Origin of the sequence: Vulcanisaeta moutnovskia 768-28 (assembly GCF_000190315.1) — an archaeon.
In the GTDB taxonomy this organism is placed as follows: domain Archaea; phylum Thermoproteota; class Thermoprotei; order Thermoproteales; family Thermocladiaceae; genus Vulcanisaeta; species Vulcanisaeta moutnovskia.
Window position 1 is genome coordinate 1,426,882 of record NC_015151.1, and the last position, 23,515, is coordinate 1,450,396.

The following is a 23,515-nucleotide window of genomic DNA, read 5'->3' on the forward strand; positions in this document are numbered from 1 at the left end:
ATTATATTTAATAAATGTTTCATTAAATATACAAAATAACCAATAAATGCCAGTGCATTAATGGAATTAATCAAGCCCTCCACCATTCGAAGGCCACGTAGTGCATCTTACCATCAACCTCGCTCTGCGTTGCCAGGACAAACCTCTTATTAACACTGTGACTAAGCCTTGCGGCTCTCGTTATATCGAGGGCACTGACAGCCCTCCTCGGCTCAATGAAGTGCAACAGGACTGGCGCGTGGTCAATCCCTGGTCCTCTTTCGTAAACAGCGAATAATGAACCAAACTTAAGCCCGCTCTTTACGACGAAGCCCCCATCCCTTAACTCTCTATAAATAGTGTATACCTGGTCGAAGTTAGTCACGGTATTATGACCAACCTTAACCAAGTCATCCCTCGTGAGTTTATTACCATTACAATCAAAAACCTCCAGGAATCCCTTATCCACTAGATACAGGGCCTCAATAATTGATAGTTGCAGTGGTGAATTAACGTTATTAACCTCACTGAGCTTAACCTTATCCTCATTAACGAACTTCCCATAAAAACCCATTGAGTAAAGCTTCCTAGCATCATTAATGTCCGTAACAACCACAGCACTACCTATTAAATAACCCTTGAACACATCATGACTATATAGGGGACTATTAAAAACCAAACCCCATCTATCCATAAGTAATCCATTAATTACTCATTCCCTTGGAGCCCTAACTGTGGCTATGCTCATATCAGCAACGCCCAACCTCCTCATCTCCTCCTCATTGCACCAAACCTCATTCCTCGGCACATCCTCACTGGGTACTACCGCGAACACGTACTTCCTCTCCCTAGAGCCACCACCAACAAGCACCACCTCCACTCTATCCGTTATCTCGAGTTCCCTCATCACATCAGGGTTCATCTTAGCCTTACCCTCATCCACATCATTCCTACGCCTAATCCTCAACCTCCTCTCACGCCTCTCCCTCTTCTCCTCAGGCTTAATGCCACTTGGCGTTAGGAAACCTGGTATTAACAACTTCCGCGCTGGTTTACCCTCGCTTGGCTTGCTCTCGCTCATTAATTAACCATGACTGGGCACCTTTATTTATGTTTAACTTCATTAATTATACCCAACTCCCTGGCACAATCAATACAATACCTACTAAGGCCAACCCTAACACTATCCCTCCTACAAACCAACCTACCGCACCTGGCGCAATGCCCAACGGCGAGCCTCTCACGGCATACCTGGCACAGGGTTGCTGAGCAGGCCTTACATGCGTTAATTGAGTGATCAAAGTCGTCACTACACACATACCTACCGCAAATACGGCACCTAGTCACTGCAGGCTTCTCCTCGCAAATATCGCAAAGTCTAATCAACTTAATACATGGGTTGGCTTTTACCATGTTTAAATATATTAATCAAGCGACGCCAGGTACTGTAGGATGTCGGTCCTAGTTATTATTCCAACGGGCTTACCGCCACTAACCACTATTAACCTACCAATCTTGTTAACGGTCATGAGTCTCATCGCATCATATAAATCAGCCTCCTTATCAATGGTGGGTACATCCCTCCTCGCGTAATCCCCAACCTTAGCGTTTAGGTTACCCTCATAGTAAGCCCTGGCTATTTCGCTCGTGGTTATTAAACCAACTATCCTACCCTCATCATCAATAATGGGCAAAGCCCTAATCTTCTTCTCAGCAAAGACCTTGGCTGCATCCTTAAGTAGTGAGTCATGTTTTATGGTTATCACGTTCTTACTCATCAATGCATCAACCTTAACCTTGGGTATCGCTATCAACTTGTTAATGGCCACCACCAATTCCCTCAATCCCTCATTCTTCTCCGTAATCACGCCCTCAATTATGACCCTACTATTCGCCGTAGGCCCAATCCTAACATTATCACCAATCCTAATATTCTTCATATCCCCAATAACCCTCACAAGCGCCCTATTACTGAATGGGTTGATGACGTCAAGAAGCTCGATACCAGTCACATAGAGGTTGGTGGACAACTTATTAATTGTTATTGGGGCTATGTCCAGGGCAAAGACCGTGTTGGTGGGCATCTTAACATACTCAAGGGCCTTTTGAGTTGGTACATAACCACCGTAGGGCCCAGTCTTAGACTCTATGTAGCCCATGGCTCTCAGTGCAACCATCGAGTTCCTGACAGTCCCCTCATTAATACTGAGCTTCTCGGCAATGTCCCTAGACTTAACGGGTCTCTTAGACATCATGTAGAGCTCAACAAGCGCATTAAGTATTGATGCGTAGGTTGATGGTAACTTCTCAATCATCATATGCATTACCTACATTATTCCATAATTATTTAATATTTATAATTCTTATTCACCGTAAAATTCACAGACCAACTCATCCATTATTAATAATTATCCTTAATTATCTATAATTCGATAATGCACGAAAAACCCTAACCTTCCTACTACCGTAAATCTCATAATCAAAGGAAACCAAACCCCTTTTAACAAGTGAGTTCAGCGCCTTATAAACCCCCTGAACTGTGGCCACATCTCTCAACCTCTCCCAGACCTGGTAAGCCGTTAATGGCCCAGAACCCTCCAAAACCCTCAATACGGCCTCCTGAAGCCTAGTTAAACTACCCAACTCCCTACTAACCCTATATTCCTTCAATCCAGTACCCGTAATAACGACAACATAGTCCCTGCCCAGGGAGGCGGCGGCCACATACGCCATAGCCGACACAGGCTTAACATACAGACCACTCCTCGCCAACTCAACCATAGACCTTATAGTCTCCTCATCACCAACATCAACTAACTTAGCCCCTGCATTCCTAACTAGCCAATAACCAATATCAGTGACCTGACCAAACCTATGCTTAACGAGTATGAAACTTGGTAAATCACCAATGAAACCCCACTCAAGTAATTCCCTAAAACCCTCATAAACCGCAAGAGCCAGGTAACCCCTCTCCATGGGTAAGACGACACCCCCAACCTCACCAACCTGCTCATACAACTCATAGGCAATTGTCTTAATACCCTCAAGGAACAAGGGCTCACCGTAATGCACATCTAGGTCCTGACCACCCTCCCTAAACTCAATGATTACACTCCTCATTGTTGACAATCTGAGTAACTCTGGGTAGGCGCCAGGTACATTGGGATTTACGTAGACCCTAGTCCTAATTCCCGCGGTATTCGCATAGGTGGCAAGCGATAGCGTGAAATCCTCCTCAAAGGAAACCCTAACCTCATCACTTGTTACATTACTAATGAATACTGATGAGCCCCTATCCATGAATGAACCTGTTGGGTTCCTTGACTCATCCTTAATCAACACACCATTAATCCTCCTAATCCTCGTAAAACCCTCACCAAGCGTAACAACCCTACTGCCATAATTCAACGCCGACGCATACCTAAGGATACTCGGCTTTCCCCTATCAATCTTAAGGAAACTCCTCGGCTCCATCACCAATGGAAAACCACACCTGGGACAAAGTGGATTGTTGCTAGGTCCTATGTAACCACACCTAAGGCATCGAAACCTCGCACCACTCAACATTCATATTAAGGTAAATACCCGGCCTTTATATGGTATTACAACCGAAAGCCTCGCCCTTTAGGGCTATGCGTAGTCTTCAAAGACTATCATGCATACACTCTTCTCTCTAGTTTCTTCATATTCACATTGTACTCATAATGCAGTGTAGTGTTGGGATTAGTTTGGTGAACTTGCTTAATGGTTTTAATCAAAGCGTTAATTACCCCATCAACCCGCACTAAGCGGGTTTGGGCGGATTAATGCCTAAAATGGGCTGATAGCTCGACATACCACCGCAATACCCACTGGGATGTTCAGTCCGTTAGGATGGTTAGGCTTAATACTATGCTAAGGCCTAGGATAATGAGCCACCACGTAACAACCAACGGTGTTAAACCACTAAACCTCACCAGAGGACCAACACACCAGACCTCCAGGGTAAGAATTCCATCCCTTTAAGAGCGAGGGAGGGGTCATCTCATTGAGGTAATGGGTTTAATTTCATCATTAAACCGAAAGTTTTGCCCTGGTCTGCTCAAGTCCTGTCAGCATCATATTAAATACCCTCTAAATCGAAGAGGTGGTGCTTAGTCATGGCTAATGAGGTTGGCTTCATTGTGAATGTGGAAAGCCCATTGGTGTATATAGTGTCCATAAAGAGGAATAGTGGTGTTAATCGTTATGACTATGTATACATACCCATGAGGGATTACGTCAATGATAAGGAAGTTAGCGTTAACGTACTTGGGCAAATACTATGGATAAGGCGCGAACCCTATAGGATTGGTGTTGATGGTTATGTTGCCGACGTCCTTGAGGACATGCCCAGGGACAGCATTGTTGAGGTCGTTCAAGCCAGGGTTATGGTGCTCGGCTATAAGTATGGAGACAAGATATACATGCCCAGGACAACCCCAGCCGTGGGTACACCCGTGTACCTAGCCGACACAAGCATGGTTAGTGAATTCGTGAAGGTTGACCCAAAAAGAGCCCTATGCATTGGTAGGCTATCCCTCAGGTCCGACGTACCCTACTGCATAGACATGAACGGCCTTAGGAGACACCTAGCCATAATAGCGTCCACAGGCTCTGGAAAGACATGGTCCTCAGTAATACTAATTGAGGAATTGCTTAGGAAGGGTGCGACAATACTCGTTATTGACCCACACGGTGAGTACGTACACATAAAGAATAGCATATCGAAACTAGGTCCCCAATTCCTTGATAAGGTAGTAATAATCACGGCATCCGAGGGCAACATAGGCGACTTGAGATATAAGATAAATGCAATGAGGGTGCGGCCTGACGTACTGGCTGACGTGGCTGGTGTACCGAGAGGCGCATCGAAGATTAGGTACGTAATCTACTTAGTTCACTCATTAACAAGGATTATTGTTAAGTACAGTGGTATTAAGCGTTTGGGTACTCTTGATACTATGATTAAGATTATCAATGATGTGCTTGATCATGGAACCAACGTAAACATTGAACGAGTAATAAGGCATTTGAACGTATCACTTAATGATGAGGGTAGGAGAAAGGCTGAGAAGATATTGAATGAACTAAAGGACTTAATAGATAGTAAGACCAAGAAGTCACTCCTGGTAAGCGCGAGAGTCTATCTAAGGAGGCTGAGGAGGATTGGCCTATACACCCATTGGTCATTACCATTGGGTGAAGTCCTTAGGCCTGGGTCAGTAACCATAATGAACCTAGCTGGCTTGAGTGATGAGGTTCAGGACCACGTGGTCTACCACATACTGAGTAGGGTGTTTAGGGCTAGGGTAAACCAAGTAAGAAACCTACCTGGACCTAAGTATCCATTTCCCTTGGTGATTATTCTTGAGGAGGCACATAGGTTTGCCCAGCCCAGGTCCATTGGGTCAACGCTTAGTTTGGGCATTATTTCCAGGATTGCTGGTGAAGGGCGTAAGTTCGGTGTCTACCTGGTCGTCATAACCCAGAGGCCATCGAAGGTTGATCCGGACGTACTCAGTCAATGCAATAGTCAAATAATACTAAGGCTTGTTAATCAGAGGGACATAATGGCGGTGCTCAGCGCCAGTGAGGTTCTTAACGAGGAGCTTGGGCGTTTAATACCAATGCTTGATGTTGGTGAGGGTATCGTTGTTGGCCCAGTAACACCACTACCACTCGTGATTAGGCTTAGGGATAGGATACTTGATTATGGAGGCTCGGACATAGACCTAAGCGAGGCGTGGACCATTCAAAGTGATTTAAACATTGAGGAATTGAGGAGAGAGGTCGAGAAGGCCCTAAGCACCAAGGTCAGTGCAAGGAACGTGCTTGAGGCTGTTCCATTAATTAATGAGGTTAGTGACGTAGACATGGATACTGGCGTCCTCAGCGGTAGAGTCAGTGATGCCCATGTTGAGGTTAGGCTTAACGAAAACTCCTGGAGTTGTGAGGTATGCGGTGCATCATACGAACCATGTCCACACGTAATAGCACTAACAGCAAAAGCAATTAAGGATGGATTGCTGAGGGTTGATTAGAATGCTAATTGCGCAATTAGCCGATATACACCTCGGTCATCGTCAGTACGGGCTAGAGGAGAGACTCGAGGATTATAACAGGGCATTCCTGAACGCAGTTGATAGGCTCACCCAGCTTAGGGAGGAGAGGGGGTTGGATACCGTGATTATTAGTGGTGACTTCTTCGATACGCAGAGACCATCACCAAGTATTTACATAACGGCGATTAGGGGATTAACAAGGCTTAGGGAGGTGGGTATTAAGGTCATAGCCATTAGGGGCAATCATGACTCATCAGTCATAAACTCCATTGAGAACCCACTTGCCGTGCTTCACCAGATGGGTCTAATCCAATACCTGGACAATGACTACGTAGATCTTGGCGGTGTTAGGGTGATTGGTGTCGGCACGGTATACACTGACATGCAGAGTAAGTTAGTTAACTCACTAAATGCCCTGAGGAGTAATGGCATTAACATAGCCGTTATTCACCAATACATCGAGGGTGCACCGTACATATACCCAATGCCCAATGTCGATGTATTCATGATTAATGAAAAGCCACTGGCTCAGTTGGGCATTGACTACTTCGCTGTGGGGCATATACATGAGCATGGACTTAGGCATCCGAGGATTAACGCTGTTTACCCAGGCTCGTTGGAGGTTTGGGATGCCAGGGAGTTCGAGGTTTATGAGTACGCTGATGGCAGGCTTAGGAAGGCCAAGGACATAGATCCAAAGGGCTTCCTATTGCTTGATGTTGGTGGTAATGGTGTGAAGGTCAGTAGCGTTAGGTTAGGTGTATCAAGGAGGCTCGTGAGGGTTAGGCTTAGGTATGATGAGGCCAAGCCCAGTGTCGTTAGGGGTGATGTATCCTACATAGCCAGTAACATAGATCAGAGGGGTTCTTTGGTGATCCTGGAGATTGAGGGTAAAGTAGCCAGTGGGTACTCCACGAGGGATTTCAATGCTATTGAACTTAGGAAACTCTTCACGAAGGCTTGGGTCGACATTAGGCTAAGTCTAGAGAGGCAGGTCAGTGAGAGACCCGTTAAGGTATTTGGTGGTATTAACGAAATCATTAGGCAAGCCCTAAGGTCAAGGTTGGGTAATGAGGAGTTGGTGAATACATTAATGGACATTATTGAGAGAGTTAGGGTGGATGATGAGGATGGCGCTCTTAAAACGCTTGAGGGCGTGGTCGGCGTACCGCTTAGGGGCGGTAAGTCAATAACTGACTGGCTGGGTGCTTCGAAGTGATTACCAGGGTAGAAATTGAAAACTTTAGGTCGATAATTAGGGGTAAGGCAGTCATTACTGAGGGTATTAACTTCATACATGGACCGAATGGGTCAGGTAAGACGAGCATACTGGAGGCAATAGCCATAGCCCTATACGGCTCAGAATGGGTCAGGGGTAAGTACAGGCTGGGTGACCTAGTCAGGCGCGGTGCATCCAGTGCGATTATTCGCGTTGAGTACCTGGGTATCGATGGGCATAAGTACCTGATCCAGAGGGCCTTCAGTACCGAGAAGACCATTGAGTCCCAGACCTACATACTCGATGAGGGTGGCAGGAGAGTTGCGGCTAGGGATAGGGAGGCCACGCAGTTTGTGGTTAAGACCGTGGGTATAGACATGGAGACATTCTCGGAACTCCTCTACGTCAGACAGGGGGAGATTAGGGAGATACTTAGGAGCGGTAGAAGGGGTGAGTTTAAGCTTGATACCCTGCTCAGGCTTGATGCCATTGAGAGGGCTAGGCAGGACGTGGTTAGGGAGGGTTTTAAGGCGGTGACGAGTATTGTGGAGGGATTGAGAGGTAGGCTTGAGGTACTCGAGCGTGAATTAAATAGTAGGAGGGAGGAGTTAATGAGACTCGAGAGGGAGGTTTCGGATTCCGCAGGCGTCCTTAGTAATAGGGAGGCTGAGCTTAAGGTTATTGAGGATGAATTGAATAAATTAACCGCTAGGGAGCAGGAGCTAGAGAGGCTGGAGAATGAGTACTCGGAATTAAGGCAGAGGCTATCCATGCTTAGTGAGGAAGAATTGAAAATAACCAACGAATTAAATGAATTAAGGAAGAACCTTGATCAATTAGGTAAGTTGAGGGCACGAGCCTCTGAGTTAGAGTCCGTAGTATCAAAGGAGGATGAGTTAAGAAAAAAGCTTGAGGAATTGAGGAGGAGGCGTGATGATGTTAAGGCAAGATTAACGCTTGCCCAGGGCTATAGGCAGAGAATTGAGGAAGTTAATAGGGAGTTGAGTAGTATTGATGCCAGTGTTAAGGAGTTGAATAATGAGTTGGATAGAATTAACGAGCTTAAGACCAAAGCCGAGGAGTTAAGGAGGAAATTGATGAGGAGGTCATCGATAGATGTCGAGATTAATAATGTAAGGGAGGAGTTGGCTAGGGTTAATGCTGAGATTGAACACATTGAACTAGAACTAAACCTGCTCAGGGGTGGTCAAGTCGAGAAATGCCCACTATGTGGTAGGCCATTGAGTAGGGATTCGGCACAGGAACTAGTTGCAAGTAGGGAGGCTAGGTTGAGGGAGTTGGGTAGGAGGAGGGAGGAGTTAATGATGAGGTTGGGCAGGTTAAGTAATGAGTATGAGGAGTTAAGTAGGTTGGAGACTGAGTTGAGGGGTATTGAGGGTGAGGTTAGTAAGGAGAGAGTCATTAAGGCTTCCCTTGAGGATCTACGTAGGAGGAGGAATTCACTTCTCGAGGAATTGGCGAAAATCAGTAATTATAATGAGGAATCCTTAAGGAGTGAGTTGAGGTCCATTGAGGATGAGTTGAACAAGTTGAATAGGGAGCTCGATGGGCTGGGTAGGGCTAAGGTGGAGCTTGCTGAGTTAAGGGGTAGGTTGTCGAGTATTGAGGAATTGGAGAGGAGGATTAGGGATGGTGAGGCTAGATTGTTGAGCGTGCGTGGAGAGAGGACTAATGTTGAGGTGAGGATTAAGGAGCTGGAGGATAAAGTTAAGGAGCTTGGGGATGTTAGGGCGAGAATTAGGGAACTAAGTTCAAGGAGGGATTCATTGATGAGGGAGGTTGGTGAGTTAAGGGGTAAGGTTAATACCCTTAGGGATAGGATTGAGAGGCTAAGGACTGAATTGATGAGTAGGGATTCGGAGATAGGTAGTGTTAGGGCTGGGTTGAGTAAGTACGTGGGCGCCATGGACACACTCAGTAGGCTTCAACAGGTCCTTGATGATGTTAAGCCCACGGTTAGGAAATTGTTCTTGGATTCGGTTAATGAGGAGTTGAATGTAATGTTGAAAGAACTAATGCATAAGGCCTCATACGCATTCATGGAGATTAATGAGGACTATGACGTAATAGTGAAGAGGAATGATGGAGTAGTACTACCTATTGATGCACTGTCAATTGGTGAGAGGAACCTAGTCTCCCTAATGCTTAGGTATGCGATTGCCAGGGTCGTCATGGGCCTAATACCAATACTAATACTTGATGAACCCACGGAGCACCTGGACGAGGAGCATAGGCGTAGGGTTGGTGACTGGATAAGGAGCCTGAGTAATGGCGTTAGGACTGTGATAATAACATCACACGTGGATGCCCTGGAGACTATTGCTGATAACGTTATTAGGATAGGTTTCGTGAATGATAGAGGCGAGTCAATGTTCGCAAATTCATGATGCGAAGCAATTATATATTATGGCTAATCCATAGTAATTACTGGTTATGAGGAGGGGAATACCTGCCTACATGCTTGGTGGTTTGATAATACTCGTGGGATTCATTGTATCCCTAACCCTCATACTCTCAATACCATCACCACTAACAACAGTGACAGGCTACCTAAACCTAACCGCAAATGCATACCTGGGCTTTGGAAATAACCTGCTTGTTATTATTGGTACTAATAACTTCAACTTCCCAATAAAAGAACTAAACATTTACATACCAAGGACTGGGACAAACATAACCATAGGCAGTAGTATACCCAGTGGCTCATACTTCCTGGTAATGATTTACCAGGAACCGAATAACACAGTCATCATAGCCCCAGGACTAAGCATTACTGGGAGTCCAGGGAACCTAGCCAACCTAATGAAGTCTGGGGTTGCCTACAGCCTCAATACCACTGCGATGGTGTATGACGTAGTAAAGAACAGTGTATTCCAATTAACAACTCAGGACTCAGGCATTATATACGCAGTGCCTGTGATAACAAACCTATCAAAACCGATACTGGGGATCTACGTGTTTCAAATGGCCCCAATGGGTAGTGCCGAGGTTATGGGCTTTAACCTAATATCCCTGGGGCAGCAGGTAATTGGTGAGGTTAAGTGCAACGTCAGCGAACCAATACCAGTACTGCCGAGTGGACTTACGTACTTCGCAATAAACATATCCTCAATAAACGGCACATTGACACCACTGGGCATTTGGTACACCTGCAATGCAACACCGACCTCATCACTACCATCACTACTCTACCTAAACCTAGCCCTTAAGTATGTCTATACATATAATAGCATAGTGATTAATAGGGAGGATTGGTTTTCAGTATATATAGTACCCATGCAAATGAGTAATACGTAATAAGCCCAGTGTCATTACCAATCCGTGAGTGTAGGCCTCGACTACTTACTTAATCCCAGGTCAGTAGCCATAATAGGCGCCACGGCCAGGGAGGGAAGTGTAGGCGGTGTAATAACCAGGAACCTACTTACGAAGTTCAGGGGTAGGATCTACCTGGTCAACCCAAGTTATAATGAGTTGCTTGGCCATAGGGTTTACAGGTCAGTGCTTGAGATTCCTGATGAGGTTGATTTGGCCGTGATAGTTACGCCAGCACCCACAGTACCGAAGGTAATGAGTGAGTGCGTTGCTAAGGGTGTTAGGGTTGCTGTAATAATTAGTGGTGGTTTTAGTGAGGTTGGTGAGGACGGCACGAGGCTTGAGAGGGAGGTTAAGGAGGTGGCGCAGGGAAGGGTTAGGATATTAGGCCCTAACTGCATTGGTATCTATAATGCGTTTAATGGCTTGGATACATTCTTTATACCACAGGTCAGGATGGAGAGACCTAGGCCGGGACCAATAGCCCTCATAAGTCAGAGTGGTGCTGTTGCGGCTGCGATCCTTGATTGGGCTGCAAGGAGGAGCATCGGCGTTGGATTAGCCGTGAACTATGGAAACAAACTGGACATTAGTGAGGTTGAGTTGCTCGGGGCGTTGGCAAGTAATGAGAATGTGAGAGTCATCGTGATATATATTGAGGGTTTGAAATATGCAGATGAAGGCAGGAAATTACTCGAAGTAATGAGGCAGGTTACCAGAATTAAGCCAATAGTCGTTTATAAGGCAGGTAGGTCGAAATCCTCGAGTAGAGCCGTTAAGTCCCACACCGCCGCCCTTGCGGGTAATTACGAGATTTATAGGGCAATGCTTAGGCAAGCCGGTGCAATAGAGGTTAATAATCTAATGGATGCCCTCGAGGTGGCCAAGGCCCTGGCAACACAGCCGCTGCCCAGGGGCAACAGGGTGTTGGTAATCACAGATAGTGGCGGGGCCGGTGTTCAGGCTGTTGATAATGTAGAGACAGTCGGCTTGGTAGTCCCTGAACTACCACAAGACCTACGGAACACGCTGGCTAAGTCATTACCGCCATTCGCAAGCACTGCAAACCCTATTGATCTGACGGGTAGCGCCACTGACGCCATGTATAAGTTCGTGCTAGATACAGTACTACCAACGGATCACATAGACATGGTGCTCATCCTAGCCCAAATGCAGTTGCCTGGCATGACACCTAAACTCGCGGATTACATAATTGAGGTCAGGAGGTTTGGCAAGCCAATAGTTGTTTATGGCATTAGCGCCAATGAGGAAGCTAGGACCTTCAAGGCTAGGCTTGAGGAGGGTGGCGTGCCCACTTATGATAGGTTGGAGACCGCGGCTAATGCATTGAGGGCTTTATATGAATATGCGGTGATTAGGGGTTTAGCGCGTCCTCACTGACCTGAATCTACAGGCCTCCCGCCTATAGACTACGGCGCCTATTATCGTGGTTATCAACACCATGAGTATTATAACTCCGAAATCACCCATGGTAATCAACCCACTACTCAGGCCAATGGATGCCACCACAAGCCCCATCTCACCCCTGGGTATCATGCCGTAACTAACGATTATTGAGTCACGGCTATCACGAAGCCTTAGGTAGGCGAATGGGTATATACCAATAACCTTACCAATGATTGCCGCGAGGGAGACCACGATAGCCATTACCAAGACCTCAATGTTAAGTATATACTTGAAGTTTAGTTGGAGGCCCATGACTATGAAGAAGATGGAGCCGAATATGGCGAGTAGCACGTTCACGGTCTCCCTAACCCTCTGCGAGAACCTGCTCTCGGCAACAGCAACGCCGGCTATGAACGCAGCAATGACATCAGAGAAGCCCAGCGTTGTCATTATGAGGACGACGCCGAAGAGGACAACCAGGGATGCATACACAATGGTCTCCTCACCAACCCTGTTTAGGATCCTTGGTATGAATAAAACGGAAAGAAGGAATATCAGTACCCAGAGAATGACGATCTTTACTGCCGTGATTAGGGTGCCGTATGTAAAAACACCGGCGACTATCACCGCAGTAGCCATGGACAGGAGTATTAGGGCAACGACATCATCAATGGAGGCAGCCGTAATCAAAACCTTAGTGCTGGGTAGCCCAGTCAAGCCCTCGCGCTCTATGATCCCAGCAACGACCGCCAGGCTTGTGGGCGCCGTTGATAGGGCAATGATTGTTGATTCCGCAAACGGCAAACCCATACTCACTAAGGCCCAGTATACCAGGGTATAAGGGACTATGGCGCCGAATACTGCGGCTAATATGCCATAGATACCACCCTCCCTAAGCGTGGATAGGCCATGCTCAAGGCCCGAGGCAAATAATAGTAGTATCACCGAGAGGTTCGTCAGGAATAATAGGTAGTCATTAATAGTGAATAACTCCATGTGGAGTATCGCGTTCAATAAGGAGCCCAGAGCGTATGGGCTTAGGGTAAGCCCTATAAGGAGCTCAGCCACGACCCTTGGAAAGCCATACCTAGCGAGAACACTACCTGCTAAGTCAGCCAGTAATACCAGTATACTAACCTCAAGAAGCGTGAGGAAAATAACCTCCTCGGCAGGCATAGAGCTTTGCGTAGGCAACCTCCTTAAAAGAATAACTCGAGGCAAACCTTAACATGAGTTAATCTTTAGCAATACCTATATTGGGGATTTAGACATGCAGTGCTGCATGACACTACCAAGTATTACTTCACCCGTATATACAGTCATAATTTATCCTGATGGTGATGACATTACAACCAAGCAAATTAGATTAATTATGAGGTTTAGGTCCCATAAGTATAGATAGCGCCCTAAACCCACCAATGAAGATTAGGATGGCTATTATAATTACGGTAATGAAGTAAATAGTAGATATGAATATAACCAGTGAGGAGTTAATTAGGCCAAGGACAATAGCACTGTCTAGGTATTCAACGAATGAGTCCATGTAGGCGTGAGCAAGAATCATGAGAATTAAACCCCTAAGGCCCTTATTCATGAATTGATAAGCCCTGAGCAGCATTGATGAACCTGGATGGAATAGGAAGGAGACAACGGGCTGAATGGCAAGGCCGACTAGGCTTATGATGGGCGCCACGGCAATGTACTGGTATTGAATATCGAGATTTACCGACACAGGTATCAGCAATGACATAACCACACTCGCAATAGCAAATGCAATATCCACAAGGGCGAAGCCGTAACCAATGTACAGGGCTGGCTTGAGTTCACGATCCCTAACAGCCAGGTACTTGAAAACCTCTTGAAAGACCCCAGCCATTAACCCCATGTAAATGGCCACTAGGTAAATATTCGATTTAACAAAGTCCAGGACTAAGTCTATGATTGATGATGCACTTCCAATCAGAACCTCCTTAATGTGGATTAAGACAACAATGAGTATTGGTACCTCCTGAGCAATCACCTGCAGTGTTAGGGCGAGGACCATGAAACCAATACCCATTAAGACCCATGAAGCCCTACCACACCATGTAAATCGGTTAAGCATTACGTAAGCGATAACAGAGGATGCGATTAGGTAGGCGATCGTCAACAACGCAGTCATTAACTGCGCCATTAGGTTCACTTGATGCAGTTCATCCTACGTGAGTAATGCTTTTAAGGTTTTCGTAATCTTCATGAGCGTTATGGACGTAGCCAGGCAACCCTACACCGTTAAGTGGCTCATACTCGGCATACTGATTGGGTCGGCCGCAGGCGCCTCAGCACTAACGTTCTACCTAATGCTTAGGTTAACCACATACATATTCCTAAACCTACTGGTTGGTTATGAGCAGCCTGAGCCCATTGGGCTTGGCGGCTCACTAATGTACGCACCACGCATTGAGAGACCTTGGTTAATACCCGTGTCCACGGTGATTGGCGCAGTGATCGTTGCCTACCTCGCCAGGGAATTCCGCGAGTCCAGGGCCGGCCTCGACGCAATCATTGAGGCGTACCACGGTAGAAGGAGGCCCTTCAGTAACCCTGTTCTTCACGGCTTTATTAATGTGGTGCTCTCGACAATAACAATAGGCTCAGGAGGCTCCGCGGGGCCCGAGGCACCCACCGGGAACTTCGGAGGTAGCTTATCGCACTTCATTGCCAAGAGGCTTGGGCTCGATGAGGAGGATAAGGCCCTGGCGATGATTGTTGGTATGGGCGCGGCCCTAGGCGCAATATTCAAGGCGCCAATAGGCGGTGCATTACTCGCGGCTGAACTACCCTATAGGAGGGACCTGGAGGTTAGGGCCCTATACCCAGCCCTCGTGGCCTCGCTGGTGGCCTACGCAATCTTCTGCCTAGTAACTGGTTTCAAGCCTTACCTGGGCCGGGTAATGATGAGCACACCCACAGCATCAATTCCACTTTACGTTGTTTTGGGGTTTGTTGATGGCGCCGTAGCCATAATATACATTGAGTCGTTAGATGGCGTCCGCAGGCTATTCAGTGGGTTGGGGGTTAATGACGTGGTCAGGACCGCCATTGGCGGCTTAATAATTGGCTTGATCGGCCTCGCAACACCCCAGGTACTTGGTGCCAGTGAGGGTTGGATGGACTTGGCGATTTACGCAAGACTAAGCGCCTTCTCCTCACAGGTAATACCGCTTATAATACTCCTAGCCCTGCTCCCACTCATTAAAATAATCTCCACATCAATAACCCTGGGCTCGGGGGAGGTTGGCGGCGTCTTCGCGCCAGGCCTCGTAATCGGGACCTTCACGGGGCTGGACATGGGCCTACTCTTCCACAGCCTATACCCCGCGCTCACGCCTAGCGTTGCCCCATTCGTCGTAGTGAGCTCCCTGGCGATGTTCGGCGCAGCCTCAAATGCGCCATTAGCTGTCATGGTGATGCTCCTCGAAATGACCAGCAACTACCAAATACTTCCCGAGGCAGTCATTGCATCAGCAATAGCCTACCTAATGACGACCTGGAGGTTCACGGTATTTAAGGCCCAGAGAATCAATAAAAGACATGCTAGGCACGAGTGAGCACTGGACATAACTATTACATAATAATTACGGCAGGTGAGCGAGTAACCCTTTGGTAATGATAACCGCCGGGGTCCTTTTATAGAATGCATTTAAGACTTATTCAGAAAGATTGAGGAAATCTAAGGAGCTGGCGCTCAACCGGGAATTACATGGTGGGCCGGTTGTGGTAGGTTGACAGGTTCTTAGGCCTATCAACAATGGAGGCCATGAATAAGGCGTACACGGGGCAAGGGAATTAAACCTAGGCGCTTAACTAACCATGGACATAGCCACCTTAACCCGCACTAAGCCTATCCTTGAGCTCCCTAAGCGCCTTCTCCAGCTCATCGCTCCACTTTACCCTTGGCTTTAGCTCCTCCACCCTCCTCACCAACTCATTAACCAATTCAATCACGGCAATAGACGCCTCCTCCCTATCTCTAAACTTACTCAATGCCATGTCTGGGTCTGGACCATTGTACTGGTAGTCATGCAGGCTCAGGGCCAGTGCCGTGTCGGGTAATAAGCCGGCGTACCCAACGTCACTGAGCATCTTGGACAAACCCATCATCCTACTTGTTGGAACCCGAGGCACCGCCCTCTCCATGAGCCACCTGCGTTCCTCGTCGGTTTTTACCACCTGCATTAGCTTATCAAGTTCAAGCCTAAGTAATGCCGCTAGAAAGGCCCTCCATGCTTGAAAGGCCTTGCCGGCCGCGTTTCTGACCAAGCCTCTACTTAGGAAGTCAAGGGCTAGCCTAGCCTCTATTAACGCCTCAAGTAGCCTCGCACTTACGTAGTCCTCGATGGTTGGTTTAGGCAGTGGCTTCTCTAGGGTTTCTGCGCTCATTCAATGTTGTTTTGTTTGACTTGCTTAAATACTTTCAGCCTAAGCCCTCCCAATCCCCTGGCCCCTCCATCCCTCAACACCCTAATCACCTCCTCAGAACCTATTACTAAACCACCAACTGGCACTGCATTAAAAACTATGAAAAATCAAGCGCCTAATCAACTCATTATCCACAGCCCTAGGCGACACCGCATAGACGTGGGCACCGAGGCTCAGGGTCTCTCTAAGCACCTGCTCACCATCGGCCTCCACATTAACGACGTTAATCAGCAGAGCGTAGTCTATGGAACCAGGCCTAATGGGTAGTAAGGCCGCGTCTGCGCATACCACGTCAACGTTTGGCAGGTGATTAGCGTACCTAAGCACACCGCAGGCAATGTCCAGGCACACGTACTGCCCAGCCGAGCCAGACAGAAGGCCGGCCCCAATGCCAACCCCACAACCAACATCCAACACCCTCGCACCCCTAACCCCCAGCGCCTCCGCGGCGCCTAGGTAGCCAAGCACGCTATCCCTAAGGTAAAGCTCCAGGTACCTAATGCCCAAGGCCTCGTAGTAATCACGTACATAAAGCTTGTAACTTAGCATGATAAATATAATTGATGCAGAACTTCCTTTAATTCTTTAATGCAAGGCATCGTCACTATCGCGTTTAATGATGCCGTACTGAACCAAGGCATTTGCCTGCTTTTCCGATGCGCGTGGAGCAAGTATTTTAAGTAAAACCATTGGTTCTTGAGCCGATGGATTAGGATACAACGACTAGGCTTAGTCATCTCGATGTGCGCCTGACCTTCTCGTCATTATTTCGATGTAATGCTGGGTTATGCGTATCCTCAGCTTAGAAATGCCTTAGTATCAAGGGTATTAATACAACAGTTTAAGTATGAAGTCATAGACCCGCATAAAAAGACTTATATTTCCTGTTGATTTTTATGGTCGAATTTATGAGACGTGGGCATGGGAATGACTCCCTACTGCTTGATGATTTAGATCACGAAATACTGAGGATCCTTGAGGAGGATTGTACACTTACTTATCATGAGATTGCGAAGAGGGTTGGTAGGAGCCCGTGGACCGTTAGGCATAGAATTGAGAGACTCAGGCGTATGGGTATTATTAAGGGGTGCAGGGCTGTGGTTGATTATAAGGCGCTGAGTTACAGTGAGGTTATCCTGTTCTTTAATGTACCTCCGAGAACGTGGAGGAGGCTTGGACTTCATGAGGTCTCAGGAAATGGTCAAGGAATTATTCATAATTAATGGTGATAAGTGTATTGCAGCTGTTATAGTGGGTAGGGATTTGGATAATATTAGGAGGCTCATATTGAATAATCTCACTAAGTTTAAGATATATAACACGGAGCTTGATGTTGTGATTGATAAGGTGAAGTAAACGGTTACGGCGAACATCGAAAAATCATTGCTTATTCGAAGGTCTCTGCATAATGAGTTTTTACGCATGTCTCACAATATGGTCAATGATTATCCATGGAATTCATTTTAAGAAAGTATTAAGGATTGCATATGCATAGCCAAATTATTTAGTGGCAATTTTTGCCGCCATCCCTACTTTGATAATCTAATTATTACAACTATATTTCATTACTATCCAAAGTTTTGTCAGAGAGACTTATTAGCTCGATGTGTTTTGTCGTGCTTCGTGACGTCAAACACACTTGAAGTAAGTAAAGGTAATAGCCCAAGTAAAGTAATAAAAGTGGGTGTGTTAGTGTTTGATTGAATGGGGTGTGCATTGAGAATTGAAAAACTAACAATCAAGTACGGAAGCAAGGTCGCTGTTGACGGCCTAAGCACCTGCGTAAGACCTGGAGAGACCTACTGCCTCCTCGGGCCCAATGGGGCGGGTAAGACATCGACGATTAAGGCGGTGCTCGGCCTCGTGAGGTATGAGGGACACATAGACATACTGGGCATGGGGCCTCCTAGACCCGAGGTCATGAACAAGGTCGGCGCAGTCCTAGAGACACCACTAGTTCTTGAGACCCTAAGCCCGAGGGACTTCCTTGAGTTCGTGGGTTCTGTGAGGGGCGTTAGGGACTCGAGGTATGTGGAGGCCTTGGTAAGGGCCCTGGGTCTTGAGGAGTTTATTGATAGGCCGATAATGTCCCTGTCCGCCGGCAATAGGCAGAAGGTGGCTATTATCGCGGCGCTAATGCATAGGCCGAGGCTTCTGCTCATGGATGAGCCCTTCAACTACTTGGATGCTAAGTCGGTTAGGGTTGTTAAGGAGTTGATGCAGAGGCACCTTGAGTCTGGAGGCTCAATACTCTTCACGACACACATAATGGAGGTTGCGGAGAGGGTTTGTTCGAGGATTGGCATAATTAATACAGGCCGATTGGTGATGGAGGGGACGCCCATGGAAATAATGAGCGCGGTTAATGCGGGTAGTCTTGAGGATGCCTTCCTGAGGGCCATTAGGGCTGAGGATGAGATTAGGGGCTTGCTCGAGGGTTTGTGACCATGAGTGCTTGGGAACTTAGTGGCTTGGTTTATAGGGAGTTGATTGTTCAGGCAATAACCCAGGTCAGGAGGACCGGGGCTAGGCCCGTCAGGATTGAGAGGATTATTAGTGGGTATGGGATTATTAAGGCAGTGGCCTCGTTGATGATTATCTCCTACCTAGCCGCACCACTTATTATTGGCCTAATCACGCACTGGAGAACACTGGTGAATATGTACCAATCCCCACCCTATGAGTACTTAACCATGTACTTCATGATACTACTAATCTACATGTTACTATCACCAATAGTAACCTCAGTAATGGGCTACCCAACAATAGGCGACCTGCTCAGGACCCTGAGCCTTAATGAGGACTTCATAAGGCTTATCTCAATAATAGCCATTGTAAGGGCCGTGGATGCGCCATTAGCATCCTCAATAATCACAGCCATCATTGTATCGGTAATAATACACACGCCATCGCCGGTATTAATCACAGCACAGGCATTACTCCTGGGCCTGGTGGGTCCATTAATGGGTATAGTGGCCCTGGACACCGTGGTTAGGAGAAGGGGTTCAGCGAGCGCGTTCCTGACCAGGTCCTTGATCGTCACCACAAACTCAATACCCTGGGTAATAGCACTGACGCTCCTAATGCTCAGTGAGGACTCTGCAATAATTAGCCCAGGTATTGCTCAGTACGTACCGTTGATCAGCGATCCATTTATCACTAACCACCAAACAGCATTAATGAATTCTGTAATAACCACAATAATGCTCCTCGCAATAGACACATACCTACTGATTAACGCTGGGCCCAGGCTATTAAGACCAAGGATACCAGGCGGCCCCGAGTCCCTAATCACCATTAACAAGCCATTCAGGGGGTTCAGGTTTAGGGGTGTATTCACGGGCTTGGTCAGGTACTACATGAGGCAGGTACTCAGTGCCAGGGGCTCCCTGGGCATGTTCATTGGCGGGTTACTAATGGCCGTGTTCCTATACACATCCCTAGCCACCTCAATGAATGAACTAACGCAGTTTGAGCTCATGATTGGGATCATGGCTTACGCCGCACCACTCGCCTTCATAACGTCCTTCCTACCAGTCATGATGTACAACGCAGAATACTCAGCACTACCCATAATACTCACAATACCCATAACACCGATCAGGAGGATGCTGGCTAAAATACCCATGGCACTAATGACCTACTACATACTTACTGCACCAATAATCGTAATACTCACAGCCCTAGGCCACGTAATGACCATACCACCAGTCCTGGCCCTAGCCGTATCCCCCCTCGCCTCCACCGTGATGTCCGCCGTAATATTCCAACTGGAGGTCAGGGACTACCTAAACGGCTCCCAAGCCCTGGCAATACTAAACCTAGTTAATACAATACTGATAGTAATAACAACGGCGGTACCGATGATGACCTTCATAGTGGTCCAGGTAATTACAATGAACATAACCTACTCAACAACAACCCTAGTAATAACAGGCACGGCAGAAACAGCAGCACTAACCCTGCTACTAATTGGTCTGGTAAAACGGTAATAATACTCAAGGTATAGTGCCAGTAATATTTAGAGACAAACCTACTGCTTCTGCTGAGCCTTAGCCTGCGCAGTCTTCTTACCACCACTGAGCTCCTCCTCAATCCACTCAAGCTTACCAAGCATTGGCTGCCTAAGGGTTAGGCTAACCCTAACCACGTCCCTGTTACCCGCCGTCACGTAGCTCACCCCCACCACCCTAGCCCTAACCACATCACCCCTACCAAGCCTACGCCTACTACGCTCACCAACGAAGGCACCACTCTGCTTGTCATAAAGAACCACGTTATCCTCCATCATCTGAGTCCTATGTATGAGAGCATCAATAGGCCCAACCCTCACGAAGGCCCCGAAGTCCTCAGTCCTAACCACCTCACCCTCAACAACCTCATTAACAAGCGGTGTATAGACCAAGGCCTTAAAACGAACCCTGTTATACGTGGCACCATCACCAAAGATAACCACACCCCTCCTACTGACCTCAACGTCGAATATGGCCACGTAAACACCCACATCCCTCTCAACCCTACCCACGTACTCACCCCACAGGACCTCGAAGGCAACCCTCTCCAGAGGCTCCCCAAACCTACTAGGTGGAATCCTAATGTGGTCCTCAAGGGTTAAAACCCTGAACATGCAGGGTTCGGTTTTAAGAAGACCTTTAAAAAACTAATCACTTAATCCATAGGTCTCCCTCCACGGCTTACCAACCTCAACCATTTTAAGGACCAAGACCCTGATCTTCTCAATACACGTAAGCAAGTCCCTACTGAGCATGTCAATAATTACTGGGCTTGCCCTGGATGCTATGAACTCGGAACTAACGACAATGGCCATGTACCTCGCCAGGACAAACTCATTACTCAAACCAATAATCCCCTCAAGAACCCTCCAGGCATTACTAACCTCATCACCAACGCACTCAATCCCAAGGGCATTACAGGACTTATTAAGGGTCTCAATGCATAGTTTGGCCAGTCCGTTAATTACTGATGAACAATCACCACTAAGCACATCACTAACCCTACTGGGCAACTCATCCCTTAGGTACTTAATTAACGCCTCATCCCTCCTAATCATCCCTAGGTCTCCACAATAGTCTCATCAATTAGTATATTCTCCTCCCTAAACCCCATCTCCACAAGCAACTTCTTAACCCTCTGCCTCTGGTCACCCTGAACCTCAATCGAGTTCTCCCTAACAGTACCGCCAGCCGCAAGCCTACGCTTAAGCTCCTTGGCAATACCATTTATATCCAGGCTCTTAACGTCAGAGCTATCAAACTCAATAACAGTAACCAAATGCCTCTTCCTCCTCTCAACCCTAACCCTAACCAACGCCTGCTCCTTCGCAATCTCCGCCTCATTACCACTCTCACCACCAAGCACCGACGAAAGCAACTCATCAACTATATCTCCCTGATCCTCCCCACTCATGGACCAAAGAACTAACCCAGGCATGTATTTATATCTTTTGCGTCCAGGAAAGACGCGAATAAGGACATCACGAAACAAGCAAGGAGGAACCACTGAGGTCAATAAACAACCTACCACCAACACTAACAAGCCCCGTATAAACAAGGAGGAAACGAGTCGACTGACCAGGACTAAGCCCAAGCCTCACCAGGCAATCCATCGGAACCGAAACATCAACAACACCGCCGGTGACCTCCCTCGTGACTGCAACAAGCCTCGGAAACTCAAGACCCCTGGGCAAGTCCCAAAGATCAAGCGGCGGATTAAGCGGGCGTGACCTACAACCCACGGCTCTACGGCCGACCACCGAGACCCCAACCACGTAATCACCAACGAGAAAACCGAGGACCAGGTCAAACCAGGGCTTATCAACAGGCCCCTCGATCATCACACCCCTAACAACCAGTCCGTTTACTGGGTACTCATGGCCTAGGTCAACCAGGGTGAACCACGGAACAGCCTGAATGGGCAGTAGGTACTTATCACCAACCCTCCTAGCCCCAAACCTCCTACCCAACTCAACACTCGAAGCCCTAAACAAGGCCTCCAACTCATCCAGGGAAATAACGGGAAACCTACCACCAAACTGCCTAACAACCATGGCCATCAAACACAGGCATTCTTCAAAACCTCCTCACACTTAACATGCACGTCCCTGGGCATCCTGGGCACCACATTAAGAAGGACCCTACGAGCAAGCTCAAGCTTCTCATTCATCACCCTCTCCACGAGCTCCGCAGTCACCGGCTGATGCGGAACCCATACGTCGTAGTCAGTAACCAGGGCAAGCAGTGAGTAACACATACCCAACTCACGCACAAGGTTTATCTCCGGGACCAATGTCATACCAATTATGTCACAGCCATATACATCCCTCCAAACCCTAGACTCAGCCTTGGTACTAAACCTCGGGCCCTCAATACACACATAACAACCACCGAGGTGCGTCCTATTCACCCTGCTAGCCTCCTCAAAGAGCAGTTGATTAATGACCGGGTTAAACGGCTCAAGACCAATCTGTATATGGCAGGTCCTCGGCCCATCAAAGAACGTGTACTCCCTACCCTTCGTCGCATCGAAAAACTGATCAGGAATCACGAAATCCCCAGGCGCGAAGTCCTGCCTAAGACTACCCACGGCACTAACACTAATCACGACCTTAACACCAAGGGCCCACAAAGCCCAGACATTAGCCCTATACGGAATCCTGTGCGGCGGGTACCTATGCCCACGACCATGCCTAGGCAAAAACGCAACCCACTCATTACCAACCCTACCAATCACAACATTATCACTGGGCAAGCCATACGGCGTATGAAGCTGAACCTCAAAATACTCACTAAAGAAACCAGCCTCATAAAGCCCACTACCACCAATAACACCAACGTAGGGCAGGGCGTCAAGGCCCAACTCACGCGGGTCAACGGGCGCCCTAGTAACCGTCAACTTCCTAACCTCAACCACGGTAAAGCCGGGAAGAGAAACTATAAAAGCGTTACCTACCCAATCCATGAAGAGGCACGGCACCCCGGGAATTAAGGAACTGACCGAAACCGCATGCATG

General features: G+C 47.5%; 25 protein-coding genes. 10 read left to right on the forward strand and 15 right to left on the reverse strand.

The annotated features are described in order from the left end of the window. Window positions 1-70: 70 nt before the first annotated feature. The 5 genes from endA to VMUT_RS07480 form a co-directional block, all read right to left on the reverse strand. Window positions 71-673, reverse strand: coding sequence for a tRNA-intron lyase (endA, locus tag VMUT_RS07460; RefSeq protein ID WP_048056942.1), 603 nt, complete (start codon window positions 671-673; stop codon window positions 71-73). A gap of 18 nt (window positions 674-691) precedes the next feature. Continuing rightward, window positions 692-1,060, reverse strand: a complete 369-nt coding sequence (locus VMUT_RS07465; protein WP_013604815.1) for a hypothetical protein — start codon at window positions 1,058-1,060, stop codon at window positions 692-694. Between the two features lie 23 nt (window positions 1,061-1,083). Next, window positions 1,084-1,392, reverse strand: coding sequence for a hypothetical protein (locus tag VMUT_RS07470; RefSeq protein ID WP_013604816.1), 309 nt, complete (start codon window positions 1,390-1,392; stop codon window positions 1,084-1,086). Window positions 1,393-1,403: 11 nt separating this feature from the next. After that, the gene (locus VMUT_RS07475) at window positions 1,404-2,297 is read right to left on the reverse strand and encodes a CBS domain-containing protein (RefSeq protein WP_013604817.1); all 894 of its coding nucleotides are present in this window, start codon (window positions 2,295-2,297) and stop codon (window positions 1,404-1,406) included. Between the two features lie 100 nt (window positions 2,298-2,397). Continuing rightward, window positions 2,398-3,546: a pyridoxal-phosphate dependent enzyme gene (locus VMUT_RS07480; RefSeq protein WP_013604818.1), complete on the reverse strand. Its 1,149-nt coding sequence runs from the start codon at window positions 3,544-3,546 to the stop codon at window positions 2,398-2,400. A 572-nt stretch (window positions 3,547-4,118) separates the two neighbouring features. On the opposite strand from VMUT_RS07480, the gene VMUT_RS07485 reads away from it, so the two are divergent. Genes VMUT_RS07485 through VMUT_RS07505 form a run of 5 tightly spaced genes read left to right on the forward strand, consistent with a single transcriptional unit; the run spans window position 4,119 to window position 12,018 of the window. Beyond that, window positions 4,119-6,041: an ATP-binding protein gene (locus VMUT_RS07485; protein WP_013604819.1), complete on the forward strand. Its 1,923-nt coding sequence runs from the start codon at window positions 4,119-4,121 to the stop codon at window positions 6,039-6,041. 1 nt (window position 6,042) lies between these two features. Continuing rightward, window positions 6,043-7,281, forward strand: a complete 1,239-nt coding sequence (locus VMUT_RS07490) for a DNA repair exonuclease (protein WP_013604820.1) — start codon at window positions 6,043-6,045, stop codon at window positions 7,279-7,281. Continuing rightward, the gene (locus VMUT_RS07495) at window positions 7,278-9,689 is read left to right on the forward strand and encodes an AAA family ATPase (RefSeq protein WP_013604821.1); all 2,412 of its coding nucleotides are present in this window, start codon (window positions 7,278-7,280) and stop codon (window positions 9,687-9,689) included. The genes VMUT_RS07490 and VMUT_RS07495 overlap by 4 nt, the downstream gene beginning before the upstream one ends. Before the next feature lie 46 nt (window positions 9,690-9,735). Continuing rightward, window positions 9,736-10,599, forward strand: a complete 864-nt coding sequence (locus tag VMUT_RS07500) for a hypothetical protein (protein WP_013604822.1) — start codon at window positions 9,736-9,738, stop codon at window positions 10,597-10,599. 24 nt (window positions 10,600-10,623) lie between these two features. Next, entirely contained in the window at window positions 10,624-12,018 is a 1,395-nt protein-coding gene (locus VMUT_RS07505; RefSeq protein WP_013604823.1) for an acetate--CoA ligase family protein, read from the forward strand. Here VMUT_RS07505 and VMUT_RS07510 read toward each other — a convergent pair. After that, entirely contained in the window at window positions 12,001-13,200 is a 1,200-nt protein-coding gene (locus VMUT_RS07510) for a cation:proton antiporter (RefSeq protein ID WP_013604824.1), read from the reverse strand. The two genes, VMUT_RS07505 and VMUT_RS07510, sit on opposite strands and share 18 nt — an antisense overlap. A 190-nt stretch (window positions 13,201-13,390) precedes the next feature. Beyond that, entirely contained in the window at window positions 13,391-14,197 is an 807-nt protein-coding gene (locus tag VMUT_RS07515; RefSeq protein WP_148224706.1) for a YhfC family intramembrane metalloprotease, read from the reverse strand. 70 nt (window positions 14,198-14,267) lie between these two features. On the opposite strand from VMUT_RS07515, the gene VMUT_RS07520 reads away from it, so the two are divergent. Further along, the gene (locus VMUT_RS07520) at window positions 14,268-15,614 is read left to right on the forward strand and encodes a chloride channel protein (protein WP_048056943.1); all 1,347 of its coding nucleotides are present in this window, start codon (window positions 14,268-14,270) and stop codon (window positions 15,612-15,614) included. A 277-nt stretch (window positions 15,615-15,891) separates the two neighbouring features. Here VMUT_RS07520 and VMUT_RS07525 read toward each other — a convergent pair whose 3' ends face one another. Genes VMUT_RS07525 through VMUT_RS07530 form a run of 3 tightly spaced genes read right to left on the reverse strand, consistent with a single transcriptional unit; the run spans window position 15,892 to window position 17,034 of the window. Continuing rightward, window positions 15,892-16,446: a PaREP1 family protein gene (locus VMUT_RS07525; protein ID WP_013604827.1), complete on the reverse strand. Its 555-nt coding sequence runs from the start codon at window positions 16,444-16,446 to the stop codon at window positions 15,892-15,894. Next, window positions 16,443-16,571 (reverse strand): hypothetical protein, encoded by a 129-nt coding sequence (locus VMUT_RS13230; RefSeq protein WP_258167452.1) that lies wholly within the window; start codon window positions 16,569-16,571, stop codon window positions 16,443-16,445. Before VMUT_RS13230 ends, VMUT_RS07525 begins: the two co-directional genes overlap by 4 nt. Before the next feature lie 4 nt (window positions 16,572-16,575). Then, entirely contained in the window at window positions 16,576-17,034 is a 459-nt protein-coding gene (locus VMUT_RS07530; protein ID WP_013604828.1) for a class I SAM-dependent methyltransferase, read from the reverse strand. Window positions 17,035-17,381: 347 nt separating this feature from the next. On the opposite strand from VMUT_RS07530, the gene VMUT_RS07535 reads away from it, so the two are divergent. The 4 genes from VMUT_RS07535 to VMUT_RS07545 all read left to right on the forward strand — a co-directional run bounded on the left by VMUT_RS07535 (window position 17,382) and on the right by VMUT_RS07545 (window position 20,477). Beyond that, window positions 17,382-17,708, forward strand: coding sequence for an Lrp/AsnC family transcriptional regulator (locus tag VMUT_RS07535; protein WP_083805486.1), 327 nt, complete (start codon window positions 17,382-17,384; stop codon window positions 17,706-17,708). After that, entirely contained in the window at window positions 17,683-17,841 is a 159-nt protein-coding gene (locus VMUT_RS12830; protein WP_158304800.1) for a hypothetical protein, read from the forward strand. Before VMUT_RS07535 ends, VMUT_RS12830 begins: the two co-directional genes overlap by 26 nt. Window positions 17,842-18,201: 360 nt before the next feature. Then, the gene (locus tag VMUT_RS07540) at window positions 18,202-18,930 is read left to right on the forward strand and encodes an ABC transporter ATP-binding protein (protein ID WP_237699626.1); all 729 of its coding nucleotides are present in this window, start codon (window positions 18,202-18,204) and stop codon (window positions 18,928-18,930) included. Window positions 18,931-18,932: 2 nt separating this feature from the next. Continuing rightward, window positions 18,933-20,477 (forward strand): hypothetical protein, encoded by a 1,545-nt coding sequence (locus tag VMUT_RS07545; protein ID WP_013604831.1) that lies wholly within the window; start codon window positions 18,933-18,935, stop codon window positions 20,475-20,477. A 41-nt stretch (window positions 20,478-20,518) separates the two neighbouring features. Here the strand turns inward: VMUT_RS07545 and VMUT_RS07550 are convergent, their stop codons facing one another. The 5 genes from VMUT_RS07550 to VMUT_RS07570 all read right to left on the reverse strand — a co-directional run bounded on the left by VMUT_RS07550 (window position 20,519) and on the right by VMUT_RS07570 (window position 23,463). Further along, entirely contained in the window at window positions 20,519-21,112 is a 594-nt protein-coding gene (locus tag VMUT_RS07550; protein WP_013604832.1) for a DNA-directed RNA polymerase, read from the reverse strand. A gap of 33 nt (window positions 21,113-21,145) precedes the next feature. Next, window positions 21,146-21,556, reverse strand: a complete 411-nt coding sequence (locus VMUT_RS07555) for a hypothetical protein (protein ID WP_013604833.1) — start codon at window positions 21,554-21,556, stop codon at window positions 21,146-21,148. A 2-nt stretch (window positions 21,557-21,558) separates the two neighbouring features. After that, entirely contained in the window at window positions 21,559-21,912 is a 354-nt protein-coding gene (locus tag VMUT_RS07560) for an SUI1 family translation initiation factor (RefSeq protein WP_048057243.1), read from the reverse strand. Between the two features lie 67 nt (window positions 21,913-21,979). Beyond that, window positions 21,980-22,558 carry a hypothetical protein gene (locus VMUT_RS07565; RefSeq protein WP_013604835.1) on the reverse strand — a complete coding sequence of 193 codons (579 nt, stop codon included), beginning with the start codon at window positions 22,556-22,558 and terminating at the stop codon, window positions 21,980-21,982. After that, window positions 22,558-23,463 (reverse strand): S-methyl-5'-thioadenosine phosphorylase, encoded by a 906-nt coding sequence (locus VMUT_RS07570; protein ID WP_237699627.1) that lies wholly within the window; start codon window positions 23,461-23,463, stop codon window positions 22,558-22,560. The genes VMUT_RS07565 and VMUT_RS07570 overlap by 1 nt, the downstream gene beginning before the upstream one ends. Window positions 23,464-23,515 lie beyond the last annotated feature (52 nt).